General features: G+C 50.9%; 21 protein-coding genes and 1 pseudogene. 11 read left to right on the forward strand and 11 right to left on the reverse strand.

The genetic code is table 11. The features are described from left to right. A pseudogene (locus ABD07_RS15345) lies at nt 1–1,454 on the reverse strand (nitrate- and nitrite sensing domain-containing protein); the annotation flags it as partial. Nucleotides 1,455–1,791: 337 nt separating this feature from the next. Next, entirely contained in the window at nt 1,792–1,983 is a 192-nt protein-coding gene (locus tag ABD07_RS08140) for a hypothetical protein (RefSeq protein WP_160817876.1), read from the reverse strand. Nucleotides 1,984–2,126: 143 nt separating this feature from the next. Here ABD07_RS08140 and cutA point away from each other — a divergent pair, with 143 nt between their 5' ends. The 5 genes from cutA (at nt 2,127) to ABD07_RS08165 (ending at nt 6,267) form a co-directional block, all read left to right on the forward strand. Further along, nucleotides 2,127–2,456, forward strand: a complete 330-nt coding sequence (cutA, locus tag ABD07_RS08145; RefSeq protein ID WP_160817877.1) for a divalent-cation tolerance protein CutA — start codon at nt 2,127–2,129, stop codon at nt 2,454–2,456. A 16-nt stretch (nt 2,457–2,472) separates the two neighbouring features. Then, nucleotides 2,473–4,407 (forward strand): protein-disulfide reductase DsbD, encoded by a 1,935-nt coding sequence (gene dsbD, locus ABD07_RS08150; RefSeq protein ID WP_160817878.1) that lies wholly within the window; start codon nt 2,473–2,475, stop codon nt 4,405–4,407. A 157-nt stretch (nt 4,408–4,564) separates the two neighbouring features. Continuing rightward, on the forward strand, nt 4,565–5,152 hold the full coding sequence (locus tag ABD07_RS08155; protein ID WP_160817879.1) for a TlpA family protein disulfide reductase: 588 nt from the start codon (nt 4,565–4,567) through the stop codon (nt 5,150–5,152). A gap of 279 nt (nt 5,153–5,431) precedes the next feature. Further along, the gene (locus ABD07_RS08160) at nt 5,432–5,767 is read left to right on the forward strand and encodes a BON domain-containing protein (protein ID WP_160817880.1); all 336 of its coding nucleotides are present in this window, start codon (nt 5,432–5,434) and stop codon (nt 5,765–5,767) included. Between the two features lie 128 nt (nt 5,768–5,895). Beyond that, the gene (locus ABD07_RS08165) at nt 5,896–6,267 is read left to right on the forward strand and encodes a DUF2784 domain-containing protein (protein ID WP_160817881.1); all 372 of its coding nucleotides are present in this window, start codon (nt 5,896–5,898) and stop codon (nt 6,265–6,267) included. On the opposite strand, the gene ttcA is transcribed toward ABD07_RS08165, so the two are convergent. After that, a complete protein-coding gene (gene ttcA, locus ABD07_RS08170; RefSeq protein WP_160817882.1) occupies nt 6,262–7,170 on the reverse strand; it encodes a tRNA 2-thiocytidine(32) synthetase TtcA in 909 nt (302 codons plus the stop codon). The genes ABD07_RS08165 and ttcA overlap by 6 nt on opposite strands. Before the next feature lie 159 nt (nt 7,171–7,329). On the opposite strand from ttcA, the gene ABD07_RS08175 reads away from it, so the two are divergent. From ABD07_RS08175 to ABD07_RS08185, 3 genes are read left to right on the forward strand one after another with little or no spacing between them, the layout of a single operon-like run. Continuing rightward, complete coding sequence (locus ABD07_RS08175) at nt 7,330–7,782, forward strand: cupredoxin domain-containing protein (protein ID WP_160817883.1); 453 nt, start codon at nt 7,330–7,332, stop codon at nt 7,780–7,782. Further along, nucleotides 7,779–8,306, forward strand: a complete 528-nt coding sequence (locus ABD07_RS08180) for a DUF411 domain-containing protein (protein ID WP_108699120.1) — start codon at nt 7,779–7,781, stop codon at nt 8,304–8,306. The genes ABD07_RS08175 and ABD07_RS08180 overlap by 4 nt, the downstream gene beginning before the upstream one ends. A 13-nt stretch (nt 8,307–8,319) precedes the next feature. After that, a complete protein-coding gene (locus ABD07_RS08185; RefSeq protein WP_160817884.1) occupies nt 8,320–8,787 on the forward strand; it encodes a c-type cytochrome in 468 nt (155 codons plus the stop codon). A 48-nt stretch (nt 8,788–8,835) separates the two neighbouring features. Here ABD07_RS08185 and ABD07_RS08190 read toward each other — a convergent pair whose 3' ends face one another. Then, a complete protein-coding gene (locus ABD07_RS08190; protein WP_160817885.1) occupies nt 8,836–9,243 on the reverse strand; it encodes a hypothetical protein in 408 nt (135 codons plus the stop codon). Between the two features lie 484 nt (nt 9,244–9,727). Between ABD07_RS08190 and mutS the strand changes: the two genes are divergently transcribed. Then, nucleotides 9,728–12,328 (forward strand): DNA mismatch repair protein MutS, encoded by a 2,601-nt coding sequence (mutS, locus tag ABD07_RS08195; protein ID WP_160817886.1) that lies wholly within the window; start codon nt 9,728–9,730, stop codon nt 12,326–12,328. Nucleotides 12,329–12,359: 31 nt separating this feature from the next. Here mutS and ABD07_RS08200 read toward each other — a convergent pair whose 3' ends face one another. From ABD07_RS08200 to lnt, 7 genes are all read right to left on the reverse strand, one after another. After that, nucleotides 12,360–12,845, reverse strand: coding sequence for an FKBP-type peptidyl-prolyl cis-trans isomerase (locus ABD07_RS08200; RefSeq protein WP_160817887.1), 486 nt, complete (start codon nt 12,843–12,845; stop codon nt 12,360–12,362). Between the two features lie 137 nt (nt 12,846–12,982). Continuing rightward, the gene (locus ABD07_RS08205) at nt 12,983–13,675 is read right to left on the reverse strand and encodes a YgjP-like metallopeptidase domain-containing protein (RefSeq protein ID WP_160817888.1); all 693 of its coding nucleotides are present in this window, start codon (nt 13,673–13,675) and stop codon (nt 12,983–12,985) included. Between the two features lie 2 nt (nt 13,676–13,677). Further along, complete coding sequence (locus ABD07_RS08210) at nt 13,678–14,403, reverse strand: 1-acyl-sn-glycerol-3-phosphate acyltransferase (RefSeq protein WP_160817889.1); 726 nt, start codon at nt 14,401–14,403, stop codon at nt 13,678–13,680. Between the two features lie 2 nt (nt 14,404–14,405). Next, a complete protein-coding gene (gene gmhB, locus ABD07_RS08215; protein WP_160817890.1) occupies nt 14,406–14,945 on the reverse strand; it encodes a D-glycero-beta-D-manno-heptose 1,7-bisphosphate 7-phosphatase in 540 nt (179 codons plus the stop codon). A gap of 1 nt (nt 14,946) precedes the next feature. Next, nucleotides 14,947–17,112: a glycine--tRNA ligase subunit beta gene (gene glyS, locus ABD07_RS08220; RefSeq protein WP_160817891.1), complete on the reverse strand. Its 2,166-nt coding sequence runs from the start codon at nt 17,110–17,112 to the stop codon at nt 14,947–14,949. After that, nucleotides 17,109–18,035, reverse strand: a complete 927-nt coding sequence (gene glyQ, locus ABD07_RS08225) for a glycine--tRNA ligase subunit alpha (RefSeq protein WP_160817892.1) — start codon at nt 18,033–18,035, stop codon at nt 17,109–17,111. The genes glyS and glyQ overlap by 4 nt, the downstream gene beginning before the upstream one ends. Nucleotides 18,036–18,080: 45 nt before the next feature. Then, nucleotides 18,081–19,538 (reverse strand): apolipoprotein N-acyltransferase, encoded by a 1,458-nt coding sequence (lnt, locus tag ABD07_RS08230; RefSeq protein ID WP_240142484.1) that lies wholly within the window; start codon nt 19,536–19,538, stop codon nt 18,081–18,083. Nucleotides 19,539–19,967: 429 nt separating this feature from the next. Here lnt and ABD07_RS08235 point away from each other — a divergent pair, with 429 nt between their 5' ends. Next, entirely contained in the window at nt 19,968–21,704 is a 1,737-nt protein-coding gene (locus ABD07_RS08235; RefSeq protein ID WP_160817894.1) for a tetratricopeptide repeat protein, read from the forward strand. A gap of 98 nt (nt 21,705–21,802) precedes the next feature. Beyond that, a complete protein-coding gene (gene minC / locus ABD07_RS08240) occupies nt 21,803–22,573 on the forward strand; it encodes a septum site-determining protein MinC (protein WP_160817895.1) in 771 nt (256 codons plus the stop codon). Nucleotides 22,574–22,579: the final 6 nt, after the last annotated feature.

Here is a 22,579-nt window from a genome sequence, read left to right on the forward strand (position 1 = left end):
TGATGATGTCGACAATTTTCTTCGAGCTTTCGTTGATCGAGCTCATGGTTTGCACCACTTGGCCGACTACCGCGCCGCCTTTCATCGCAACTTCGGATGCTCCCACCGCCAGTTGATTCGCTTGACGCGCGTTGTCGGCGTTTTGTTTGACGGTGGAGGTCAGTTCTTCCATCGACGATGCGGTTTCTTCCAGGCTGGAGGCTTGTTCTTCCGTGCGTTGGCTCAAGTCCGAATTGCCCGACGCAATCTCTCCCGATGCCGTTGTGATTTGGTCGGTTCCCATGCGTACTTTACCGACCAGGTCAACCAGATTTTCGTTCATCGCTTTCAGCGCTTGCAGCAGTCGTCCGGTTTCGTTCGTGGAAGTGGCTTCTATCCGTTTGGTGAGATATGGCATTGGCGATATTGATCGCTTCCTGCATCGGCTGTGTGATGCTGCGTACGATAAAGACCGCGAACATAATCGCCAAAGTCAGCAAAACCACTATTACGCCAACCATAAAATAAACGGTCTGCTGCAGATTTTCCTGACGGGATTGAAGTGCTTGCAACAGAATGTCAGCGGCGGCGAAATTGTAGTTATAGATGGCATCGATCGTACGCGTAAACTCGGCAAAATATTCCGTCGCGGGCAGCTTTAATTCCTTCGCCAGTAACAGTTCTTGGTTTGCCATGAGTAATGTTTTTTCGACTAAGGCTTTCATTTCATTACCTCTCGATTCCAGAGCAGCTTTTATTTTTGGATCGGAGTGCATTGATTTCTCGATATTACGCAAAAATTCTGTGGAAAACTGATTGACATTACTGGCTAGCCCCCCCAGTTTAGTTCGACCTTCGTCATTGATATTTCCCAAGGTCAAGTAAGCTGTACCGGCTGCACGCATTTGGCCCATATTTTCGGCTAATCTAGGCGCGTTGAGCATGGATGCATTGATCAGGAAGTAGGTATTTTTGGCCGGATCCAGTAACAGATTGGATTCAATGAGTATTTCCTCACTGAGAAACATGAGAGCCTGAACTATTTTGGTATGTTGCGCTGTACTCTCCGGAGCTTTGAGCCTACGCGCAGAAACAGCTTGTTGAATTTCTGTGATGCGCTGTTTTTCAGCGGACCAAAATGACACATTTTGAGAAGATATATTTGCTTCTTTAAGCTCGGTATCTAATAAATTGATGGCTGAATTTAGCTCGCTCTGAGTTTCTAATAAGCGGCTGGCTACGGATTCATTGCCGTTGAGTAACGCAGCGGATAAGGCACGATGTTGTTGAGTAAATTGCACCACTTTCTGTAGTGCGATGACTGGTTTTGTCCCAGCGCTTTCCCGTTTTGTGGTATCGAGTTCGGTGATCACTGTGTTAATGTAAAGTGCTGCCGGCACTGCGGCAATCAGCAATAAAAATACCGTCAGGATGGTCAGTTTCTGTGGCATGTTCATGTGATTCAGAAGCATCATGGTGCTTTCTCCATTTTTGTGTAGTTGTTTTGATTAGATAGCTTGGTATCAAACCGCAGCTATAAACAGTCTAGTAATTGCTGGAGGAAAATCATCTTTGATGAGATTTTTACTCTTGTAAACTTAAGCAAGCTTTTACTGTAAGTAACTTCTTACGGAAAATAGAAACAGCTCTTTAAAGCTTTTAGCAAGCACCTATTTTTAATACTGATCCTAAGTTCAACCACAGAAATGTAAGTAACCGGGAGAGGTATTGCGATTGGCGAAAAGAATTTTCGTGCAACTTTGTCATTGGGATTGCTCGAATTTATCAGGGCCTTTTGGGGAGAATGGTTTGTTATTCTTTCTCCGCACCGGTCATCAGAAATTTGACGAGCAGCGCGAAAACGAAGGGAATGGTGCTCAGTCCCGTCACCATATAGTGCTCGGCCGTGAATTGATCGCCTTCATCCATGATGATGTAGCCAAAAAATACCGTGACCGGGGTAATGATCGATAGCGCTATAACCAAGTTAAATAGTCCTTTCATTTGCTCCACTCCTTGCGATTAATTATTTTTTAAGTATATGCGTATTGACGCGGCATGCCCAGTGCGCGGGTTTGCTATCACAATTGTCCATTGCACCGCTAAGCGAGGTAAAATCAGCTATTGTGTCTTAACCGATAACGCCAATGGAAGCGGTACTTATCATCTCCAACTTTCCCGATCAAAAAACAGCCACGCTACTGGCTAAAGCTTTAATCGAGCAGCGCTTGGCCGCGTGCGTCAATGTGCTGAGTCCCTGTGCTTCGATCTATCGCTGGCAAGGTAAAATCGAATCGGCCGGGGAAGTTCCGGTTTTGATCAAAACCCGGAAACAGCATTATGACCGGGTTGAACAGTTGATCAAGATGATGCATCCTTATGAACTTCCTGAAGTGATTATGGTTCCTATAACCGGTGGGCTGCCTGCTTATTTGCAGTGGATCGCCGACACAACACCACTTTCCGATTCCGATTAAACACGACTGAATACCGATGCGATCAATCCAATTTTTGTTACTGATTCTATGTTTGGCCAGTACCGCTGTTTCCGCTCAGGAAAGCGGGTCTTTCAGCTTGTTCCAGAAACTGCAGGGGCTGGGTATCAATCTGGGGCAAAGCAATTCGCAAGAACTTTTGCCGCCGGATGAAGCATTCAAGCTCACGGTGGAAGTGCGCGATGGCAACACGTTGATCGCGAGTCTGACACCGGCCATGGATTATTATCTGTATCGCGACAAAATCGTGTTTGAGCCAAAGCAAGACGGTATGGTCATTGAAAAAGTGACGTTGCCGCCGGGCAAAATGAAAGAAGACGCGACGTTTGGTCAAACGGAAGTCTATTACAGCCCGGTACAAGCCATCATTTCGCTAAAACGCGAGGATTCCGCAAGCGAGCAACCGCTGACGCTATCGGCGACTTATCAGGGTTGCAATGAGCCGGTCGGGGTTTGTTACGCGCCGATTCATAAAGCCATCGATCTGACGTTACCGGCGGTGAAGGCCGCTATCGGCGCGGTTGCTAACGCTGTGAGCAACCCGGCGGCTGCGGCCGGGGTGGATGCCACTGCGGAATTGTTCCGCATGCCGTCCAAAGCGCCTGCCATTGAAACCGAGGCGTACAAGATTGACCAAATGTTTCAAACTGGAGATTTCTGGTTGATCCTGACTGGATTTTTCGGCATTGGCCTGCTCTTGTCCTTTACCCCTTGTGTGTTTCCGATGTTTCCGATTTTGTCGGGGATTATTGCCAATCGCGGCAAACACGTGACTAAAAGTCATGGATTTATTCTGGCATTGGCGTATGTGCTGGGTATGGCGATCACGTACGCCATCGCCGGTGTAGCGGCTGGATTGTCGGGCGCAATGCTGTCGGCGGCATTGCAAAATGCCTGGGTCCTGGGGTCGTTTGCAGTGATTTTTGTGCTGCTGTCTTTTTCCATGTTTGGTTTTTATGAGCTGCAATTGCCCGGTGCTTTGCAGACCAAGCTATCCGAGGAAGCCGGGCACCTTAAAGGCGGGCATTTGACCAGTGTGTTCGGCATGGGCGCATTGTCGGCGCTGATCGTCGGGCCTTGCGTTGCGGCGCCTTTGGCCGGTGCTTTACTGTATATCAGTCAGACCCGCGATGTGGTCCTGGGCGGTTCGGCGCTATTCGTCATGGCGCTGGGGATGGGCGTGCCCCTATTGTTGCTGGGCACATCCGCCGGTGCGTTGTTGCCCAAAGCCGGAGCGTGGATGGAATCGATCAAGCGGTTCTTTGGCGTATTACTGCTCGGCGTCGCTATTTGGTTGATCTCACCGGTTATTAACGACGTGGTGCATATGCTGTTGTGGGCGGCGTTGCTGATTATCTCGGCAATTTATCTGCATGCGATTGATCCGCTGCCGGAACGTGCTTCGGGTTTGCAAAAATTTCTCAAGGGTATCGGCGTCATTGCTTTGCTGGTGGGGGTGGCCATATTAATCGGTGTGTTATCCGGCAGCCGCGATGTGTTGCAGCCGCTGTCGAAACTAAACTTGGCAGCGGATGCGGCAAGCGGTCAAGAAGTGGCAGCGTCCAGCTATCCGGCCTTACCTTTTCAGGGGGTAAAAACAGTTGCGGAATTGGATGAGCAAATCCGCCAATCCAAAGGCAAGCACGTTATGGTGAGATTTCATGCGGACTGGTGCGTTTCCTGCAAGGAAATGGATCGTTTTACGTTGTCCGATGCCAAAGTGCAATCGCGCTTGAAGGATGTCGTGTTGCTGCAAGTCGATGTGACCGATGGCACACCGGATGATGCGGCTTTATTGAAACGCTTTAAGCTATTCGGCCCGCCGGGCATTTTGTTTATCGATCGCCAGGGCAACGATGTGCCCGATATTAAAGTAATCGGCTTTCTGAATAAAAATGATTTCTTAACCGTGCTGAACGCCGTTTTGATTTAGGCATGCATCAAACCTCACCGCAGGTTTCTGCAGATTGAAAATTATCTAAGGAAGTGAAGTAGCGATGCCAAAATCTAAACTTCTTGCGTTGTATTTGCGCGCACTAAAACCCAATATCAAGTTTCTTCAAGCTGGAAAACTATCAAAGGATTTCGTGATGTCAAAATTTAAGCAGATTTTTTTGTATGTTTGTGTCGCATTATTTGCATTGGGGGCAGGCTCATTTCTGCGATCCGTATTGACGGAGTCGTACCAGGTTGAATTATCCGGTGCAGAAAGCCAGCAAGGTGCGAAAGCCATTCTCGAGGCCAATTTACCGGATATTCACGGCGAAAATCAGGCCGTTTCACAATGGCTTGGAAAAGTGCTGGTGGTGAATTTCTGGGCTACCTGGTGTACACCCTGCCAAGAGGAAATCCCTGAGTTTGTCGAAGCGCAGGAAAAATACCGCGAACAAGGATTGGTGTTTGTCGGCATCGCGCTGGATCAAGCCGACAAAGTGAAAATGTTCAGCAAGGAATTCGGCATCAACTATCCCGTACTGGTCGGCAGCATGGACGCGTGGTCACTGGCTGCGGCTGCCGGCAACCGTATGTCGGTATTGCCGTATACCGTGGTCATTAACCGTTCCGGTGAAATTGCGGAAACCTATGTGGGCCGGGTCAATCTGAAAAAACTGGAAAAATTGGTCCTGCCGTTACTCAAGGAAAATTCACCAGCGCAGCCGTCAGAAAAAACCAGTTAATAGTTTGACATCTATTGCGCAAGCATGCCAAAAAAGCAGTTACTGGGCCTGATATTCAGGTAATATTTATTGCAGGAATGGAATGCTTTTTATACTGGTATGCGCGCGAGCTACTCTGTCCATACAAAACCTCGCATTCTGATTTTGCGAATACTTACCGGAATTCAATAACACTGTTAATTTTGAATTGAATCAAGTTCAGAAGGCAGTAACGCAAGGGTCTTTAATCTAAATGTGACGAGGAATATTTTTCCAATATTCATTTAGGAGAGCCTCATCATGGTAAAACTTGATCGCAATAGCCATTTCGTTATTTTCTTTTTAATTGCGCAAATGGCTTTTTTCCCGGCCTGCACGTCGGCGCCTAAGTATGAGGGAAGCACAGAGCAATACGATGATATTGTCATTACCACCAAGGTTCACGAAGCCATTATCGATGAGCCCTCGTTGCGGCCTTTCGAAATCAATGTCAGAACCGTGAAGGGTGTGGTGGAACTGAGCGGCACTGTCAATTCTCGCGACGATATCGATAAAGCGCTGGCAGTTGCGCGCGGTGTCAGCGGTATTCGGTTTATCAAGAATGACATGCGAACCCAGGGAACCGGTGATTATTAATTTTGTTTGTACCCGTGAATTGCAAGTTTTTGTTTTCCACACAACTTGCAATTCATTCCTGCCTCAATGGCGCGATGAGTTGTTGCGCCGGTCATCGTTAATGCAAAATTACCCAATCAAACACACCATTGGCTGACATTGTACTGATCGTCCACTTTTTGTATGTGCTGTTTGTGGTTGGAAGCCTGCCGGTCATTTGGCTGGGCGCGTGGTTTAAGCTGCGCTTTGTCAGGAATCCGTGGTTTCGTTATTTACATCTTGGCGCGATTGTATTGGTCGTGATGGAATCTTTGATGGGCGTGGTTTGTCCGCTGACAGCATGGGAAAATACCTTGCGCCGGGTTGAAACCGGCGGCAGTTTTATGCAGCATTGGCTTCATCGCATCCTGTTTTACGATGCGCCGGAAGGTATATTAACAGCGGTTTATATTGTGTTTGCCGGTTTGGTCGCGATGACTTTCAAATGGGTGCCGCCCGTGCACGGAAATCGCCGGTCATGATGATGAAACGAGCGAACGATCGTCCGTTTCTTCCGCACCAGGGGTTAGCATTTCTTCGATATTCGGCTCAAAGGTTTCTTCATCGAACGCCGTGTCGCCGTCGATGAAGGGCTGATCTTGCGCTTTCAGATTGAAGAAATCATAGCGGGAGGTATCGGCCAAATGCGATGGTTGAATGTTTTGTAAAGCGCGGAACATGGTTTCCAGCCGGCCGGGAAATTTTTTGTCCCATTGTTGCAACATTTCTTTGATGACCTGGCGTTGCAAGTTCGGCTGCGATCCGCATAAATTGCACGGAATGATTGGAAAGTTTGCAATCGCGGCGTACGCTGCCAAATCCTTTTCCTTGCAGTAAGCCAGCGGCCGGATAACGATGTGCTTGCCATCGTCGCTGACCAGCTTGGGCGGCATCGCTTTCAGTTTTCCACCATAAAACATATTCAAAAACAAGGTTTCCAGGATGTCGTCGCGATGATGACCCAGCGCGATTTTGGTGGCGCCCAGTTCGCTGGCAACCCGGTAAAGCACGCCGCGGCGCAAACGCGAGCAAAGGCTGCACGTGGTTTTTCCTTCCGCGATGACGCGTTTCACAACGCTGTAAGTATCTTGTTCGATGATACGGAAAGGCATGCCGATTTCCGTCAGGTAGCTGGGCAGTACCTGTTCAGGAAAACCGGGTTGCTTTTGATCCAGGTTGACTGCGATCAGCTCGAAGTCCAATGGCGCATGCGCTTGCAGATTGCGCAGGATATCCAGTAAAGCATAACTATCCTTGCCGCCGGACAAACAGACCATTACCCGGTCACCGGCCTCGATCATATTGAAATCAGCAATCGCAGTACCGGCCAGCCGCCGCAGACGTTTTTGCAGCTTATTGGTATTATATTGTTGTTTTTGTTGCATACTTTATGAGATTCCAGTGAATGAAAATGACCTTTTTAACCCGGTAAAATGCAGGATACTGGTGGCGGAATATTAGACAAATAAAGTGGAACAATTTAGCATAGCCGGATTCTAACCAAGACGGATAAACAGGTTCGGGAATTATTTCAGGAGAATTCTATGAACGGGATTATACCATTTGTGATCTTGGTCTTGTTTTCAACCAGTAGTTACTCGAATACCAACCATTCCAATGCTGAAGTGGATATTGGCAGGCCGGGTGAGGCGGACAAAGTATCCCGTATCATCAAGCTGACACAAGTGGATAATATGTTTTTACCGGTTGAGGTCAAAGTAAACGAAGGCGAAACGATCCGGTTCGTGGTTAAAAATGGCGGCAATCACCCGCATGAAATGTTGCTGGGTTCGATGGCAGAGTTGAAAAAAGTTGCTACTATGCGGCGCATGTATCCTGATAAGGAGCACACCGAAGCGCATCTGCTGCAACTGGAGCCGGGCGAGCAAAAAGAATTGATCTGGCAATTCACGCACGCAGGAACGATTGATTTTGCCTGCCCGTTGCCGGGCCATTTTAAGAAGATGCATGGAACAATCATTGTGGAGAAAAAATGAAATTACGAATAGGTGCGATACTGGCAGCCGGATTGTTAGGTGTTGCTGCGCAAGCAGCCGCTACAACGACGGTTGATGTTTATAAAAGCCCGACCTGCGGGTGCTGCGCTAAATGGGTCGATCACATGCGCGATCACGGTTTTACCGTAAAAACGCACGATGTGGGCAATAAGGAAATCCGCAAAAAATCGGGTATTTCCGAATCCCTGGGTTCTTGCCATACCGCATTGATCAACGGCTATGCGATTGAAGGGCATGTACCGGCGCCGGATATCATTCGCATGCTGAAGGAAAAACCCAAAGCCGTCGGCTTATCGGTGCCCGATATGCCGCATGGCACACCGGGTATGGAGGGCAGCGGACGAGTCGACCCGTATAATGTTCTGCTGATCGAAGAACGAGATCAAGCGCGCAAGGATACGAAAATTTATCACCGCTATGACCCTTATGCCAAGAAAGCCGTGCAAGAATCGGAACCGGCTGCTGAGCCGGAGAAAAGCGGTTCTGTGATGCGCTTGAAGTAGCAGCGGCTTTTTCATGATCGTGCGTAATGTGGTGCTTTGCATATTTGCTGCAACGATGCTGGGCTGCGGTAATTCTGCGCCGCCCGGCATTGCTTCCGGTAAACATCAGGTCGATAGCAAGACAGGCTTAATAAAGCGGAATTTGGACCAAGCGCAAATCAAACGCGGTGAGAGTGTCTACAACGCCAATTGCATTGGATGCCATGGGCCTAACGGTGAAGCGACCCCGGAATGGCGCAAGCCTGGCGCGGATGGAAAATATCCGCCACCGCCATTGGATAGCACCGCGCATGCCTGGCATCATTCGACCGACGTTTTGAAAAAAACGATACTCAAAGGTACACCGCCCGAAATCGGTTCCATGCCAGCGTGGGAAGGTAAACTGACCGAGCAGCAGGTGGATGATGTGATCGTCTGGATAAAATCGTTGTGGTCGGACGAAATTTATGACATCTGGTTCAAGAATTTTGAAGGCAAGTAGCAGCCAGCAACCGTTTTTACCGGATTAAATCCGCACCGCTGGCGATGGTCATTCTTCCGTCTTTTGTTCCAGTGATCTTATTTGTTCCAGGATAACCTGTTTTTCATTTTCCAGTTCTGTGAAGCGCGCATACAGCCGGTTTAAGTCGGCTGTATATTTTTCAATCCGTTGATCCCTTTCCTGTTTCTGCTGCATTAAATTATTGTAATTGGGCACCGGGATACTTTGTCCGGGTGTGCTCGGCAGCTGTACATTCATGGGAGGCTCAGCCATGTCATTGCGGCGTAATTCCTGAATCATCATGAATTGCTGTTGAGTGGATTGAGATTCTTGCTGTACGCGAGCTAATGCTTTTTCCAGCTGACGCATTTGCTTTTCCGTATCCGTACTCTTGTTCTCATCAGCCCAAATTGCGAAGGAAAAAGTCAGTGCCAGCAATAAAAGAATTGTTCGCATGGTATAAGCGCCTATTCAAAAGAAGAATTACAGTGAGTGTTTCACGCCATAAAGCAGCATCTTCCATTTTACACGCCGGTTAATTCAATGCGCCAATGTCGTGCCGCTTTCGATTGCTTCAGTGTAATGGGTCAGCCAGTTTTTTGTGAGTTTATTTGTCTTGTGCATTGAAATATCTCAATAATCATCAAGGCTTGGGATAGCGCTTAGGTCGATCCGCCCGGTCATTTAATCGTTGCTCCGGTTGTAACCTGATCTGGCAGGTCAATTTCCCGGAATTTTCTGAATAATTTTGCCTATAATGGAGATAAATGCTGAAGCGGCGTCAACGGCGGTTCTGCTCGATTTTCCATCCAGTTACTATCTTATTTTGCATCCATGCTGCGATTAAAAAGAATTGATTTAGCATCAAGACATTTACCTCAAACGGAAGATTGCACCGGATGATGCATTTTCCGCTACGCAAATTATCAGGCACGAATCAATGAAAACTCCAAAGGAACAGCATACGCCGATGATGCAGCAATATTTGCGCATCAAGGCGCAGCATCCGGATATGCTGATGTTTTACCGCATGGGGGATTTTTATGAATTGTTTTTTGACGATGCGGAAAAAGCAGCAAAACTGCTGGGGATCACGCTGACGCAACGCGGCGCTTCTGCCGGGGAGCCGATCAAAATGGCGGGTGTGCCCTACCATGCGGCCGAGCAGTATCTGGCAAAGCTGGTCAAGGCGGGTGAATCCATTGCGATCTGCGAGCAAGTCGGTGATCCGGCAACCAGCAAGGGACCGGTAGCCCGCGAAGTGACGCGCATCATCACACCGGGGACACTGACCGATGCGGCATTGCTGGATGATAAGCGCGATTGCATCTTATTGGCGCTGTCGGTACAGGAATCGGTTTTGGGATTGGCTTGGCTGAATCTGGCGGCGGGACAGTTACGCGTGCTGGAAACGGCGCCGCAGAATCTGCTCAGCGAACTGGAACGTCTGCAACCGGCGGAAATTCTTTTGCCCGAGTCATTGAATTTGCCTGAGCTACAAGGAAGAAATTGGGCGTTGAAGCGTCTGCCGCTGTGGCAGTTCGATCATGACAGCACGCGTAATACACTGACACGGCAATTTGCCACGCATGATCTCAGCGGTTTCGGTTGTGAGGACTTATCCACCGCGCTGTGCGCCGCCGGGGCATTATTGGAATACACGCGCCTGACGCAGGGAGCCGCTGCGCCGCATATTTCGTCGTTGCAAGCGGAGCGGGAGAGCATTTATGTGCGCATGGATGCCGCAACGCGGCGCAATTTGGAAATTTCCGAAACAATACGCGCCGAGCGGTCGCCGACGTTGCTGTCGTTGCTCGACACCTGCGCCACCAATATGGGCAGCCGTTTGCTGCAATTCTGGCTGCATCATCCGCTGCGCGATCGCGCTGTCATCCAGCAGCGGCTCGATAGCGTGGCGGCGTTGACCGGAGAAAATGGGCAGCATCATTTTGCGCCAGTGCGCGTTCTGCTGCGGCAATGTGCCGATATCGAACGGATAACCGCGCGAATTGCGCTGAAATCGGCGCGGCCAAGGGATTTATCGGGTTTGCGCGACAGTCTGAAACTGCTGCCGCAAGTCATCCAGGCAACCGCGCACTGTAGCAGCGAGCGCATCGGTCAATTGCTTCACGTCATGCAGATTGAACCCGCGGTGGTTGAATTACTGAGCAAAGCGTTGCTGCCGGAGCCGGGCGTGGTGTTGCGCGAAGGTAATGTCATCGCCGACGGTTTTGACGCCGAGCTCGATGAGTTGCGTGCGCTGCAAAACAATTGCGGTGAATTTCTGTTGCAACTGGAAATGCGCGAAAAGGAACGTACCGGCATTCCCAACTTGAAAGTGGAATATAACCGTGTGCATGGTTTTTATATCGAAGTCACGCATGCGCACAGCGAGAAAATCCCCGCCGATTACCGGCGCAGGCAAACGTTAAAGAATGCCGAACGCTACATTACACCGGAACTGAAGACCTTCGAAGACAAAGCCTTATCCGCGCAAGACCGGGCGCTGGCGCGGGAAAAATATTTGTACGAGGGATTGTTGAATGCGCTCGCCCAGTATATTCATGCGCTGCAAAAGATCGCCGCGAGCGTCGCGGAAATCGACGTTCTGTGCGCATTTGCCGAACGTGCGCAAGCACTCGATTATGCCGCTCCGCAGTTAGCCGGTGTCGATGTGTTTACCATCGACACCGGCCGCCATCCGGTGGTGGAACAGCAGGTGGAAAATTTTGTCGCCAATGATGTGCAGCTGGGCGGCGAGCATAGCGGAAAACCGCGCATGCTGATGATTACCGGTCCCAACATGGGCGGCAAATCAACCTACATGCGGCAAATCGCGTTGATTGCCCTGCTGGCGCATTGCGGCAGTTATGTCCCGGCTAAAGCAGTGCAAATGGGCATGCTGGATCAAATCTTCACCCGCATCGGCGCTGCCGACGATTTGGCCAGCGGACGCTCGACATTCATGGTGGAAATGACCGAGACCGCCAATATTCTGCATAACGCTACGGCGCACAGTCTGGTGCTGATGGATGAAGTCGGGCGCGGCACGTCGACATTTGACGGTTTGGCGTTGGCGTTTGCGATTGCCCGCCATCTACTGGTCAAGAACCGCAGTTTTACCCTTTTTGCCACGCATTATTTTGAATTGACCAAGCTTGCGGAAGAATTCAAACAGCTCCAGAACGTGCATTTGGATGCGGTCGAGTATAAGCACCGCATTGTTTTTCTGCACAAGGTTGCCGAAGGACCCGCCAGCCAGAGTTACGGCCTGCAAGTGGCTGCACTCGCAGGCGTTCCCGAAGCGGTGATCAAGCTAGCGAAAAAACACTTGATCAAGTTGGAACAGGAAAGTGTGAAGCAAGAACCGCAATTGGATCTGTTTTCTGTTTCGATTGCCGGGCCGCAAGAGGAAAGCGTGCAAGAACATCCCGTCATTACCATGCTGCAAAGCCTTTCGCCGGACGAACTCAATCCCCGGCAGGCATTGGAACAACTCTATTTATTGAAAGAAGCCCTGGGTACTGCGGATAACAGCTGACTTTTATCGCTCCAGCGCAATTTTTGCTGCATTAATGCTCGTGCTCATGCCCGTGCGCGCCGTGAACATGCTCGTGCGCGATTTCTTCCTCCGTGGCCGGACGCACATCCGTCACGGTGCAGGCAAAATTCAACCGCATCCCGGCAAAGGGGTGGTTCCCGTCGACAATAACTGAATCTTCCGTCACGTCAGTGACTTTGTAGAGAATAAAATCATCGGAATCTTCCGCGCCGCCTTCGAAGTGCATGCCGATTGACACATTATCGGGGAATGAATTGCGCGGTTCTACGCGGATTAACTCAGCGTCATACTCACCGAAAGTATCTTCCGGATCCATTGAAACCGTGCAGGAATGACCAACTTCCTTGTCATGCAACGCTTCTTCGACCAAGGGAAAAATACCGCCATAGCCGCCGTGTAAATAACTGATCGGTGTATCTGTTTTCTCCAGAATTTTTCCCGAAGCGTCCGACAATTCATAGTTGAGTGAGACCACGGTATCTTTTAAAACGCGCATGTTATGTTTATCCTCGCTTTGGTAATTGCAAAATTAAAAAACTTCTAATAATCAAGACGATTATTGGTCACTGAAACTTGTATCGAATAGGTGCCCATTATACGCATAAAGCTATTTTTTTCCTGCAAAACAAAAGATCAACCATAGTTTTTGAGCATATTCCGGGCAACCTGATAATCCGGGTAAATCGCCCCAACCAGTCCCCAAAACGCCTTTGAATGATTCATTTCGATCAAATGCGCCAGTTCATGCACGACGACGTAGTCGATCAAATGCAGCGGCAGTTGGATCAAGCGCCAGTTGAGCGTGACAAGACCACGGCTGTTGCAGCTGCCCCAGCGGGTTTTGGCGCGAGACAGGCGGAACGGCGGTGGGCGTACATGCAATGCCGGGGCGTAGATGGCAATGCGTTCTTTGAAGCAGGCAACCGCTTGCTGGCCGTACCAGGCCATGACGAATCGCTCGATTTGGCGGGGACTGAGTTGCGCTAGGGGGTGTTGCGCTGCTTCACAGGTAAATTGCCGCGTCATTGCGATCTCGCCGGATGGTTTCAGTGCGATACACCACGGTTCACCGAGCAGCGGATAGGCCGCATCGTGCGCCCACGTCAATGTGAGGCTTTTTTTGGCTTGCCATTGATCGAGCTTTTTCGTGATCCAACCGGCTTTTTCCCGCAGAACATTATCGATGTGCGGGAGCGCGGTTTGCAGCGGTACGCTGATGCGCAAACCGTGGTGATCAATTTGTAAACCGATCGATTTGCGCCGGCAACGTTTGAGCGTGTAGGTAATTTCCCGGCCGTTGAGCGTCGTGGTGGCTTGCGCGAGCACGGTTACGGTTCTTGCGGGTTTTTCCGGCTGATGCGCAACATTTCAGTCTCGATCCAGGCTTCCACTTGCGCATTCAGTTCCCCGGCTTCCATGCCGGTGGGGTCGATCGGTTGACCGATGCTGACGGTGATCGTGCCGGGATGTTTGACGAAAGAATTTCTGCCCCAGAATTCCCCGGCGTTATGCGCCACCGGCACCACCGGCACATTGGTATGCGTTGCCAGCCACGCGCCGCCGATGCGGTATTTGCCGCGCTGCCCCGGCGGGATGCGCGTGCCTTCCGGAAACACCACGATCCAGAAACCTTGTTTGAGCCGGTCTTTGCCTTGATCGACGATTTGTTCCAAAGCCTTTTTCTTGGCGCTGCGGTCGATGGCGATCGGGCTGGTCATCGCCAAGCCCCAACCAAAAAACGGAATGCGCAGCAGTTCTTTTTTCAGCACCCATACCTGTGGCGGAAAGATTTCTTGAAACGCCAAGGTTTCCCATGCCGATTGATGCTTGGAAAGAATGATGCTCGGGGTTTTTGTGATATTCTCCGCGCCGATGATGCGATAACGGATACCGCACAGATTGCGCAGCAGGAACAACATGATGCGTGTCCAACTCGAGGTGACGCGGTAGCGGTTATGCGGCGACAGTGGAAAGCACATCAGCGTAAAAATGGCATACGGCGGTGTGATGATGATTTGCAGCAGCATGTACAGCGCTGAACGGAAAAACGCCACGCTTATTCTTCTCCAACCAGTGCGTCGGCCACAGCCGGCAGATCGGCGAAAATCTGCGTGTGCGCGGGAATCTCCTGGGCCGTGCGCGTCGCTTCCCCGTTACCGGTCAGCACCAGCGCGGGAATCGCGCCAGCTGCCGCAGCCGCTTGCAAATCTTTCAGCGAATCGCCGACCGCCATGACATTTTTCAGATTGACGCCGTAGCGTTGCATGATTTCACTGAACAAACCGGTCGCCGGTTTGCGGCAATTGCATTTATCCGCGTTGGTATGCGGGCAGAAAAATATCGCATCGATGCGCCCGCCCGCTTGGTTGACGGCCTTGTACATTTTGTCGTTGATGGCGTTGTAAGTCGCCATGTCGAGCAGGCCGCGCCCGATGCCCGACTGATTGGCGGCGATGACCACGCGATACCCGGCGTGCGTCAAACGGGCAATCGCTTCCAGACTACCGGGGATGGGAATCCACTCATTCGGTATTTTGATAAACGCACCACTGCTCTGGTTAATGACACCGGTTTGGTCGAGGATGATCAGTTTCATATCAGGTGGCTAGCTTGGATAAATCGGCGATTCGATTCATGATGCGATGCAGTTGCGCCAGTAACGCCAGCCGGTTATTGCGCAATTTTTCATCGTCCACATTTACCATCACGTGATCGAAAAACGTATCGACCGGAGTTTTCAGTGTTGCCAGCAGTTGCAGCGAAGCAGTGTAATCACCGGCAGCAAAGGCTTTCTCGGTTTTCGGCTGAATATCTTGTAACGCCTGATAAAGCGCCTCCTCATCGGCTTCCTGCAATAAACCGGTATCGACGGTGTCACTGACAGTACTTTCCGACTTCTTGAGGATATTGCCGACCCGCTTGTTAGCTGCTGCCAGACTGACCGCTTCCGGTAATGCGGCAAAAACCCGCACGGCGGCAAGACGCTTAGGAATATCGCTCAAATGCTGAGGGTTCAGGCTGAGAACTGCGTCGACTTCTTGGGCAGTGCCTTGATCGCGTAAAGTGCTCGCGAGACGTTCGTAAATAAAAGTGATTAATTGTTTGTACGATTCCACTGAGATTTTACGCGGTCCGTGGGGTATGGTGCCATTAAAAGTTTGGCCACCATCAAACTTTGGCAAAATATCTTTATCTTCGATGATTCTAACTATCTGCTGAATAATCTTATTCAACTCAAGCGCTAAATCCTTTTCAATCAAAATACGAATAACACCTAATGCGTGGCGGCGTAGAGCAAACGGATCCTTGTCACCGGTCGGTACTTCGCCGATACCAAACATATTGATCAAAGTTTCTAGTTTGTCTGCCAACGCCAGACAAATGCCCACCGAGTTGCCCGGCAGTTCATCTCCGGCAAAACGCGGCTTGTAATGATCTTCGATGGCAAACGCAACTTCACCGTTTAAGCCTTCGTGTTGCGCATAATAGCGTCCCATGATGCCTTGCAGTTCGGGAAATTCGCCGACCATGTCAGTCAATAAATCCGCCTTGGCTAGTGTGGCGGCTTCGTAAGCCTGATTAGCCAATTCATCGCCACCTAGCATTTCGCCGATCATCTTGGCGATCTCGCGAACATAGTTCATGCGCAAACCTTGCGTACCCAGTTTATTGTGATACACCACCTTATCCAATTCCGGCAAGCGCGATGCCAGCGTTTTTTTGCGATCCTGATCAAAGAAAAACTTGGCGTCGGCGAGGCGCGAGCGCACCACGCGTTCGTTACCGGCGATGACTTGCGCCGGATCAGCCGGGCAGATGTTAGAAACCAGCAGGAATTTGTTGGCCAGCTTTCCTTGCGCATTGAACAGCGGAAAGTATTTCTGGTTTGCTTTCATGGTCAGAATCAGACATTCCTGCGGTACTTGCAGAAACTCTGCGTCGAATGTGCCAACCAGCACATTGGGACGCTCGACCAGCGCGGTGACTTCGTCGAGCAGCGCTTCGTCGTCGATGGGCGTCAGGTGTTCATGCGCCGCCGCAGCCGCGAGCTGGTGCGCGATTTCGGCGCGGCGTTCGGCAAAACCGGCGAGCACGGCGCCTTCAGTTTGCAGTTGCTGCGCGTAGCTATCAGCGTTGTGCAGCACGATCGGATTTACTTTCGCTTCAAAGCGGTGCCCCTGGGTTTCCCGCCCGGCTTGCAGACCGAGAATATTCACCGGAACGATGTCCGCACCGTGCAACGCCACCAGGGAATGCGCCGGGCGCACGAAATGCACGCTTTGCCAGCCGTCCGCCAGTTGATACGTCATCACTTTCGGAATCGGCAATTGGCTGATCGCGTCCTGCAAGGCTTTTTGCAGCCCGTCAGTCAACAACGTCCCTTGCACAACAACATCCAGAAACAACGTTTCGGTTTTGCCGTCCAGCGCACGCTTGAGTTGCGGCACAGCTGAGGCATCCGCGCCGAAGCTGGCCAGTTTTTTCAATAACGGCGGTGTCGCCTGGCCTGCGGCATCCAAGCCGACTTTGACCGGCATCAGTTTTTGCGTAACCGCTTGATCGGCCGCTTGCGTCGCAACGTTGGCGATATGCACCGCCAACCGCCTGGGAGTGGCGTACGGCGTGATCGCCGCATCGGGCGCGATCAATCCTTGCGCTTTCAGGCTGTCAGCCAGTAATTGCGCAAAACTGGCACCCAGCTGTTTCAGCGATTTGGGCGGCAATTCCTCGACCAATAATTCGACCAGCAGATTCTTGCTCATGATGCGGATTCCTGCATATCGGGCATTTGCGCGACCCATTCGCGCGGCGCCATCGGGAACGGCGGATTGAGGCTTTTGCGGCTGTCGTAATAGGCTTTAGCGACTTGGCGCGACAGGTTACGGATGCGGCCGATATACGCGGCGCGCTCGGTGACGGAAATCGCGCCGCGTGCATCGAGCAGATTGAAGGTATGCGCCGCTTTCAATACTTGCTCGTAGGCGGGCAACGCCAATTGTTGTTCGATGAGATGATTGGCTTGCGCTTCGTGCTTGCCGAAGGCCAGAAACAGAAATTCAGTGTCGCTGTGCTCAAAGTTATATTTAGATTGCTCGACTTCGTTTTGATGATACACGTCGCGGTACGTCAATCCTTTGGTCCAGGTCAGATCGAACACGCTTTCCACGCCCTGCAAATACATCGCCAGACGTTCCAATCCGTAGGTAATTTCACCGGTAATGGGTTTGCAATCGATACCGCCGACTTGCTGGAAATAGGTGAATTGCGTGACTTCCATGCCGTTCAGCCAGGTTTCCCAGCCCAAACCCCACGCGCCCAAGGTTGGGTTTTCCCAGTCGTCCTCGACCAGGCGCACGTCATTCTGCGTCAAATCAAACCCCAGTAAGCGCAGCGAATCGAGATACAAATCCAGGATATTTTTCGGCGCGGGTTTCAGTACCACCTGAAACTGATAATAATGCTGCAAGCGATTGGGGTTGTCGCCGTAACGGCCGTCTTTGGGGCGGCGCGCCGGTTGCACATAGGCGGCTTTCCACGGTTCGGGGCCGATGGCACGCAGAAAAGTGGCGGTATGGCTGGTGCCCGCGCCCACTTCCATATCGTACGGCTGCAAAATCGCGCATCCCTGCTCGTTCCAATACTGTTGCAAGGTCAGGATAATTTCCTGGAAGGTCAATGTCGGCATGAAAAGTCGAGTTTTATCGCCATTAAAAGTAAAATTATGCGGATTTTACCGGGTTTTCCATGCCGCGCGAAAGGCGGATAGCAAACCGATGCACAATAACAAGCCGGCCAGCCCGAGCACCGGGTAATTTCCCATACGCACATACGGTGTCGCGCCGGTAAAGCCTTGCGCCAATCCATGCAGCGCCGCGGTGGTGAAAATTTCGATGGTTTGCAACACCCTGCCGCGCTCGTCGATGATCGCGGTCACGCCGGTATTGGTGGCGCGCAGCATGTAGCGCCCGGTTTCCAAGGCGCGCATTTGCGAAATCTGCAAGTGTTGCTGCGGCCCGATCGAGCGGCCGAACCAGGCATCGTTGCTGACATTGACCAGCATCGTCGCTTGCGGCAATTGATAGATGATTTCCTCGCCGAACACGTCTTCGTAACAGATATTGATCGCCACTCGCTGCCCGGCTAAATTCATCGGCTGCTGATCCAAACCGCCGCGCGAGAAATCCGATAAGGGAATTTGCAGCACTTGAATCACCCAGCCAAAAAGCGGCTTGAAGGGAATGTATTCGCCGAAGGGAACCAGGTGATGCTTGCGGTAACTCTGTTCCGGTGCGGAACCGAAGCTGAACATGGTGTTGTAATATTCGTTGCCGTTATGCGTTGTGCGCTCGGCCAGACCGATCAACACGTCGCCGTTGTTATTCCTGGCATGCTCGGCCAGATACGACAAATACAGTGGCGGCACGGTATCGCTGAACAACGGAATGGAAATTTCCGGCGTCACGATCAAGCGGCTATCGCTTTGCATTATCAGCTTGGCATACGTTTCCATGGTGCTTTCCAGGTGATCTTCACGCCACTTCATGTCTTGCGGAATATTACCTTGCAGTAAACTCACGCTAACCGGTTCTCCCTCCGGTTTAACCCAATCGATCAACTGCAAGCCATACCCGCCGCACCACATTAGCAGCAAAGGCAATGCGTAACGCCATTTTCTAATCCCCTGATCAAACCAGAAGAAAAGCAAGGCCGCGCTGAATATCAGCAAAAACGAAATACCGTAAACACCGAAAACCGGTGCAAAACCCGCCAAGGGGCTCAACGGCGCTTGCGAATAACCCAGCGCCAGCCAGGGAAAACCGGTAAACAACGTGCCGCGCAACCATTCCGACAGCACCCATAAGGCCGCAGCCAGCGATGCCCAAAGAAAAGGCGAAGTCAGGCGGGACCGAGTCAGAAGCCAAAAACCCAAAGCCGGAAACAGCGACAGGTAAGCGCACAGTACGATCAATGCAACCACCGCAATGGGCATCGGCATGGCGCCAAAATCGTGCAAGCTGACGTAAATCCAGGTGACCCCGGCGCTAAACAACCCCATGCCGAAACCGAATCCCAATGCGGCATTTTTCAGCGGGCTTTGGCTTTTGTGGCACAATCCCAGCAATACAGCCACGGTGATGACCGGCACCGGAAAAAGATAGAAAGGCGCAAAACCGAGCACGGTCAGCATGCCCAGCAGAAAAACAATAACCAGTTTTAACAATGGATTTTTCAATCGAGTCCAATTAGCGATGTAGATGGGAAAAACTGCCAGCCGCCGGAAATTACCGGATACCATAGAAACTGCACTGAACTTTCATATTTTAATGGTGTTCTCAGCATTTGCTTTATCATAAATTAACCCGTGGCATCTTTGCGTACAATTTTAATCTTACTTTTCCGGGTGACATTCCATACGACTTATGCTAAATAATTATTTATTCACTTTATTGCCGGTATAAAAGTAGAATATGCGCACTGTTTTGCGTAACATCCGGTCTTGAATCCAGCACACGGCTGCACGAAAAATGACTGAATGCTAAACGATTTAATGAATCCTGCGAATGCGGCACAGAAGTTGTACGTTTTATCTTATATTTGAAAATCAATCGGATTTCTCATGAAATTTAAAATTCTATGCGTGTTATTGCTGTCCGGACTTACTGCCTGCGCGCAGCTTCCTTCCAACAAGGAGGCAGAAAAAACAGGGGAATCCGCCGATCCGGAAGAAGTCAGCCAGCTGAATTTACCCAAGCAGGAGCTGACCGCGCCCATTCTGTTTGATTTTTTAGTCGGTGAGACCGCATTGCAGCGCGGTAGCTTGGATATTGCCGTCAACCGCTATGTCAAGCTAGCCAAAACGACGCGCGATCCCCGTATCGCCAAGCGCGCAACGGAAATTTCCCTGCATGCCGGCAATCCCTTTGCGGCGGAACAAGCGGCCACGCTGTGGGTTGGGCTCGAGCCTGATTCCGTCGATGCGCGCCAAACCATCGCCGCGCTGCTGGTCAATCTTGGCAAGCTGGATGCCGCGCGGCCTCATCTCGAAAAACTGCTGGCCACGGAAAAAGAAGGCGTCGGCCCTGCCTTCATGCAACTCAACCAATTGTTGTCACGCAATCCGGAAAAAACCGCGACACTGCAATTGATACAACAGCTTTCGCAACCGTATAAGGATGTTCCGGAAGTCCATTTCGCCATTTCCCAGGCAGCATGGTTTGCCAATCAGCATCAGCTGGCATTGGACGAGATGCAGCGCGCGCTGGCTTTGCGCCCCGAATGGGAAGTCGCCGCCGTGCATAACGGCAGAATACTGCAACGCGTTTCCGCTGCCGATGCGAGCGAGTTCTACCGCGGTTATCTCGAAAAATATCCGGCATCCAATGAAGTCAGGGTGGCTTATACCCGGGTATTGATCGGTGCCAGCGAGATTGATCAGGCGCGCGAGCAAGTGCAATGGTTATTGGATAAAAATCCCGAAGACGCGGAAATTACCCTGGCAGCGGGATTATTGGCCACGGAGATGGGTGATTTTGATGTTACGGAAGCCAGTTTCAAAAAAGCGCTGACTCTGGGATACAAGGATACCAACGCGGTGTACTTCCACTTGGCGCAGATTTATGAGGAAACCAATCGCCCCGATTTAGCCATGGAAGCGTATCAGCAGGTAAAAAGCGGGGGACGTTATTTACCGGCGCAAATCCGTTACGCGGATTTATTGGCATTAAAAGGTCATTTGCAGGAAGCGCGCGCGCATCTGCAAAAACTGCCTGCCGCCAATGACCAGCAGGCCGCGCATTTGATATTGGCGGAAGCGCAGATTCTGCGCCGCTCCAAGGCTCACCAGGAAGTCTACGATTTGCTCGATGCCGGATTAAAGAAACTGCCGGATTATCCTGAGCTGCTTTATGATCGCGCCTTGGCAGCCGACAAGCTGGGCAAATTTAAAATCCTGGAGCAGGATTTGCGCAAACTGATCAAGCTGAAACCGGAAAATGCGCATGCTTATAATGCCTTGGGCTACAGCTTCGCTGAGCGCGGCATGCATTTACCGGAAGCGTTGAAATTGATCAGGAAAGCCGTTGAGCTTTCTCCGGAAGATCCCTATATTATGGATAGCCTGGGTTGGGTATACTACCGCATGGGAAATTTCGTGGAAGGATTGAATTTCCTGAATTTGGCATTCGCCGCCCGCCCCGATGCGGAAATTGCGGCGCACTTGGGTGAAGTGCTTTGGGTACAAGGCGCTAAAGACGATGCCAAAAATATATGGCGTACCGCCTTGGAAAAAGATCCGGATAACGAAATCCTGCTGGAAACATTGCAACGTTTAACAAAAAAGAAAGCGATTGATTAAATCGGCTTTCATTGACGTGACCGGTACCTTTTCAAACATCATTAAACAGTGCTATTGATCCTTGCAATGAATCTCTGTGAGCCTGTCAAACCATTAAAATGCTAAACACCACTCCAGCACTGGAATTCAAAAGCAGCACCTTTTTCGCGCCCATCCTGATTCTTTACACCAACGATCTGGCCGCAATCGAACAGACATTGCATGAAAAAATCAACCTGGCGCCGGAATTCTTCAAGGATTCTCCGCTGATTATCGATTTGCGCGAATTAAACAAGCAAAATCAGGATCTGGATTTCACGCAGATCATCCAGCTGTTGCGCCGGGTCAGTTTTTTCCCGGTCGGTATCCGCGGCGGCAATGAGAACCAGAATAAACAAGCGCGCGCCTTATTCATTCCGATCGATACGGTGCGTGAGCAAGGCAGTTCCATCATCATTGGAGAACCGCAGAAACCGGAAGCGGTTCAACAACCCGCCGCGCAACTTGAAACAGTCGCGGTCAAGGAGCCATCCGTCCGGCCTGTTCCGATTCCGCCGGTTGCCGCAACGGCAACCTTAGTGACGCAGCCGATCCGCTCAGGACAACGAATTTACGCAGCCGGTGATTTGATCATTTTGTCGCAGGTGAGCGCGGGCGCCGAAATTATGGCCGAAGGCAATATACACGTCTATAATACGTTAAGAGGGCGCGCTTTGGCGGGCGTGCATGGCAATACAGCTGCCCGGATATTTTGTTTTGATTTACAGGCAGAGCTTATTTCCATCGCGGGCGATTATAAAACCAGCGAGGATTTGAATAAGCAGACATACAATCATCCCGTGCAGATCTATTTGCAGAATCATGCGTTGATCATTAAAGAGATTGCTTAAGACCAA

Origin of the sequence: Nitrosomonas oligotropha (assembly GCF_009833085.1) — a bacterium.
GTDB classification, from domain to species: Bacteria; Pseudomonadota; Gammaproteobacteria; order Burkholderiales; family Nitrosomonadaceae; genus Nitrosomonas; species Nitrosomonas oligotropha.

What these genes read in the sequence shown, in the direction of transcription:
- ABD07_RS08200 (WP_160817887.1), bottom strand. Translation starts at nt 12,845, where the DNA reads ATGCGCGTTTTAAAAGATACCGTGGTCTCACTCAACTATGAATTGTCG.
- ttcA (WP_160817882.1), bottom strand. Translation starts at nt 7,170, where the DNA reads ATGCAACAAAAACAACAATATAATACCAATAAGCTGCAAAAACGTCTG.
- ABD07_RS08235 (WP_160817894.1), top strand. Translation starts at nt 19,968, where the DNA reads ATGAAATTTAAAATTCTATGCGTGTTATTGCTGTCCGGACTTACTGCC.
- ABD07_RS08155 (WP_160817879.1), top strand. Translation starts at nt 4,565, where the DNA reads ATGTCAAAATTTAAGCAGATTTTTTTGTATGTTTGTGTCGCATTATTT.
- minC (WP_160817895.1), top strand. Translation starts at nt 21,803, where the DNA reads ATGCTAAACACCACTCCAGCACTGGAATTCAAAAGCAGCACCTTTTTC.
- ABD07_RS08180 (WP_108699120.1), top strand. Translation starts at nt 7,779, where the DNA reads ATGAAATTACGAATAGGTGCGATACTGGCAGCCGGATTGTTAGGTGTT.
- ABD07_RS08190 (WP_160817885.1), bottom strand. Translation starts at nt 9,243, where the DNA reads ATGCGAACAATTCTTTTATTGCTGGCACTGACTTTTTCCTTCGCAATT.
- mutS (WP_160817886.1), top strand. Translation starts at nt 9,728, where the DNA reads ATGAAAACTCCAAAGGAACAGCATACGCCGATGATGCAGCAATATTTG.
- ABD07_RS08185 (WP_160817884.1), top strand. Translation starts at nt 8,320, where the DNA reads ATGATCGTGCGTAATGTGGTGCTTTGCATATTTGCTGCAACGATGCTG.
- ABD07_RS08160 (WP_160817880.1), top strand. Translation starts at nt 5,432, where the DNA reads ATGGTAAAACTTGATCGCAATAGCCATTTCGTTATTTTCTTTTTAATT.
- ABD07_RS08140 (WP_160817876.1), bottom strand. Translation starts at nt 1,983, where the DNA reads ATGAAAGGACTATTTAACTTGGTTATAGCGCTATCGATCATTACCCCG.
- cutA (WP_160817877.1), top strand. Translation starts at nt 2,127, where the DNA reads ATGGAAGCGGTACTTATCATCTCCAACTTTCCCGATCAAAAAACAGCC.
- dsbD (WP_160817878.1), top strand. Translation starts at nt 2,473, where the DNA reads ATGCGATCAATCCAATTTTTGTTACTGATTCTATGTTTGGCCAGTACC.
- lnt (WP_240142484.1), bottom strand. Translation starts at nt 19,538, where the DNA reads ATGCTGACCGTGCTCGGTTTTGCGCCTTTCTATCTTTTTCCGGTGCCG.
- gmhB (WP_160817890.1), bottom strand. Translation starts at nt 14,945, where the DNA reads ATGAAACTGATCATCCTCGACCAAACCGGTGTCATTAACCAGAGCAGT.
- glyS (WP_160817891.1), bottom strand. Translation starts at nt 17,112, where the DNA reads ATGAGCAAGAATCTGCTGGTCGAATTATTGGTCGAGGAATTGCCGCCC.
- glyQ (WP_160817892.1), bottom strand. Translation starts at nt 18,035, where the DNA reads ATGCCGACATTGACCTTCCAGGAAATTATCCTGACCTTGCAACAGTAT.
- ABD07_RS08175 (WP_160817883.1), top strand. Translation starts at nt 7,330, where the DNA reads ATGAACGGGATTATACCATTTGTGATCTTGGTCTTGTTTTCAACCAGT.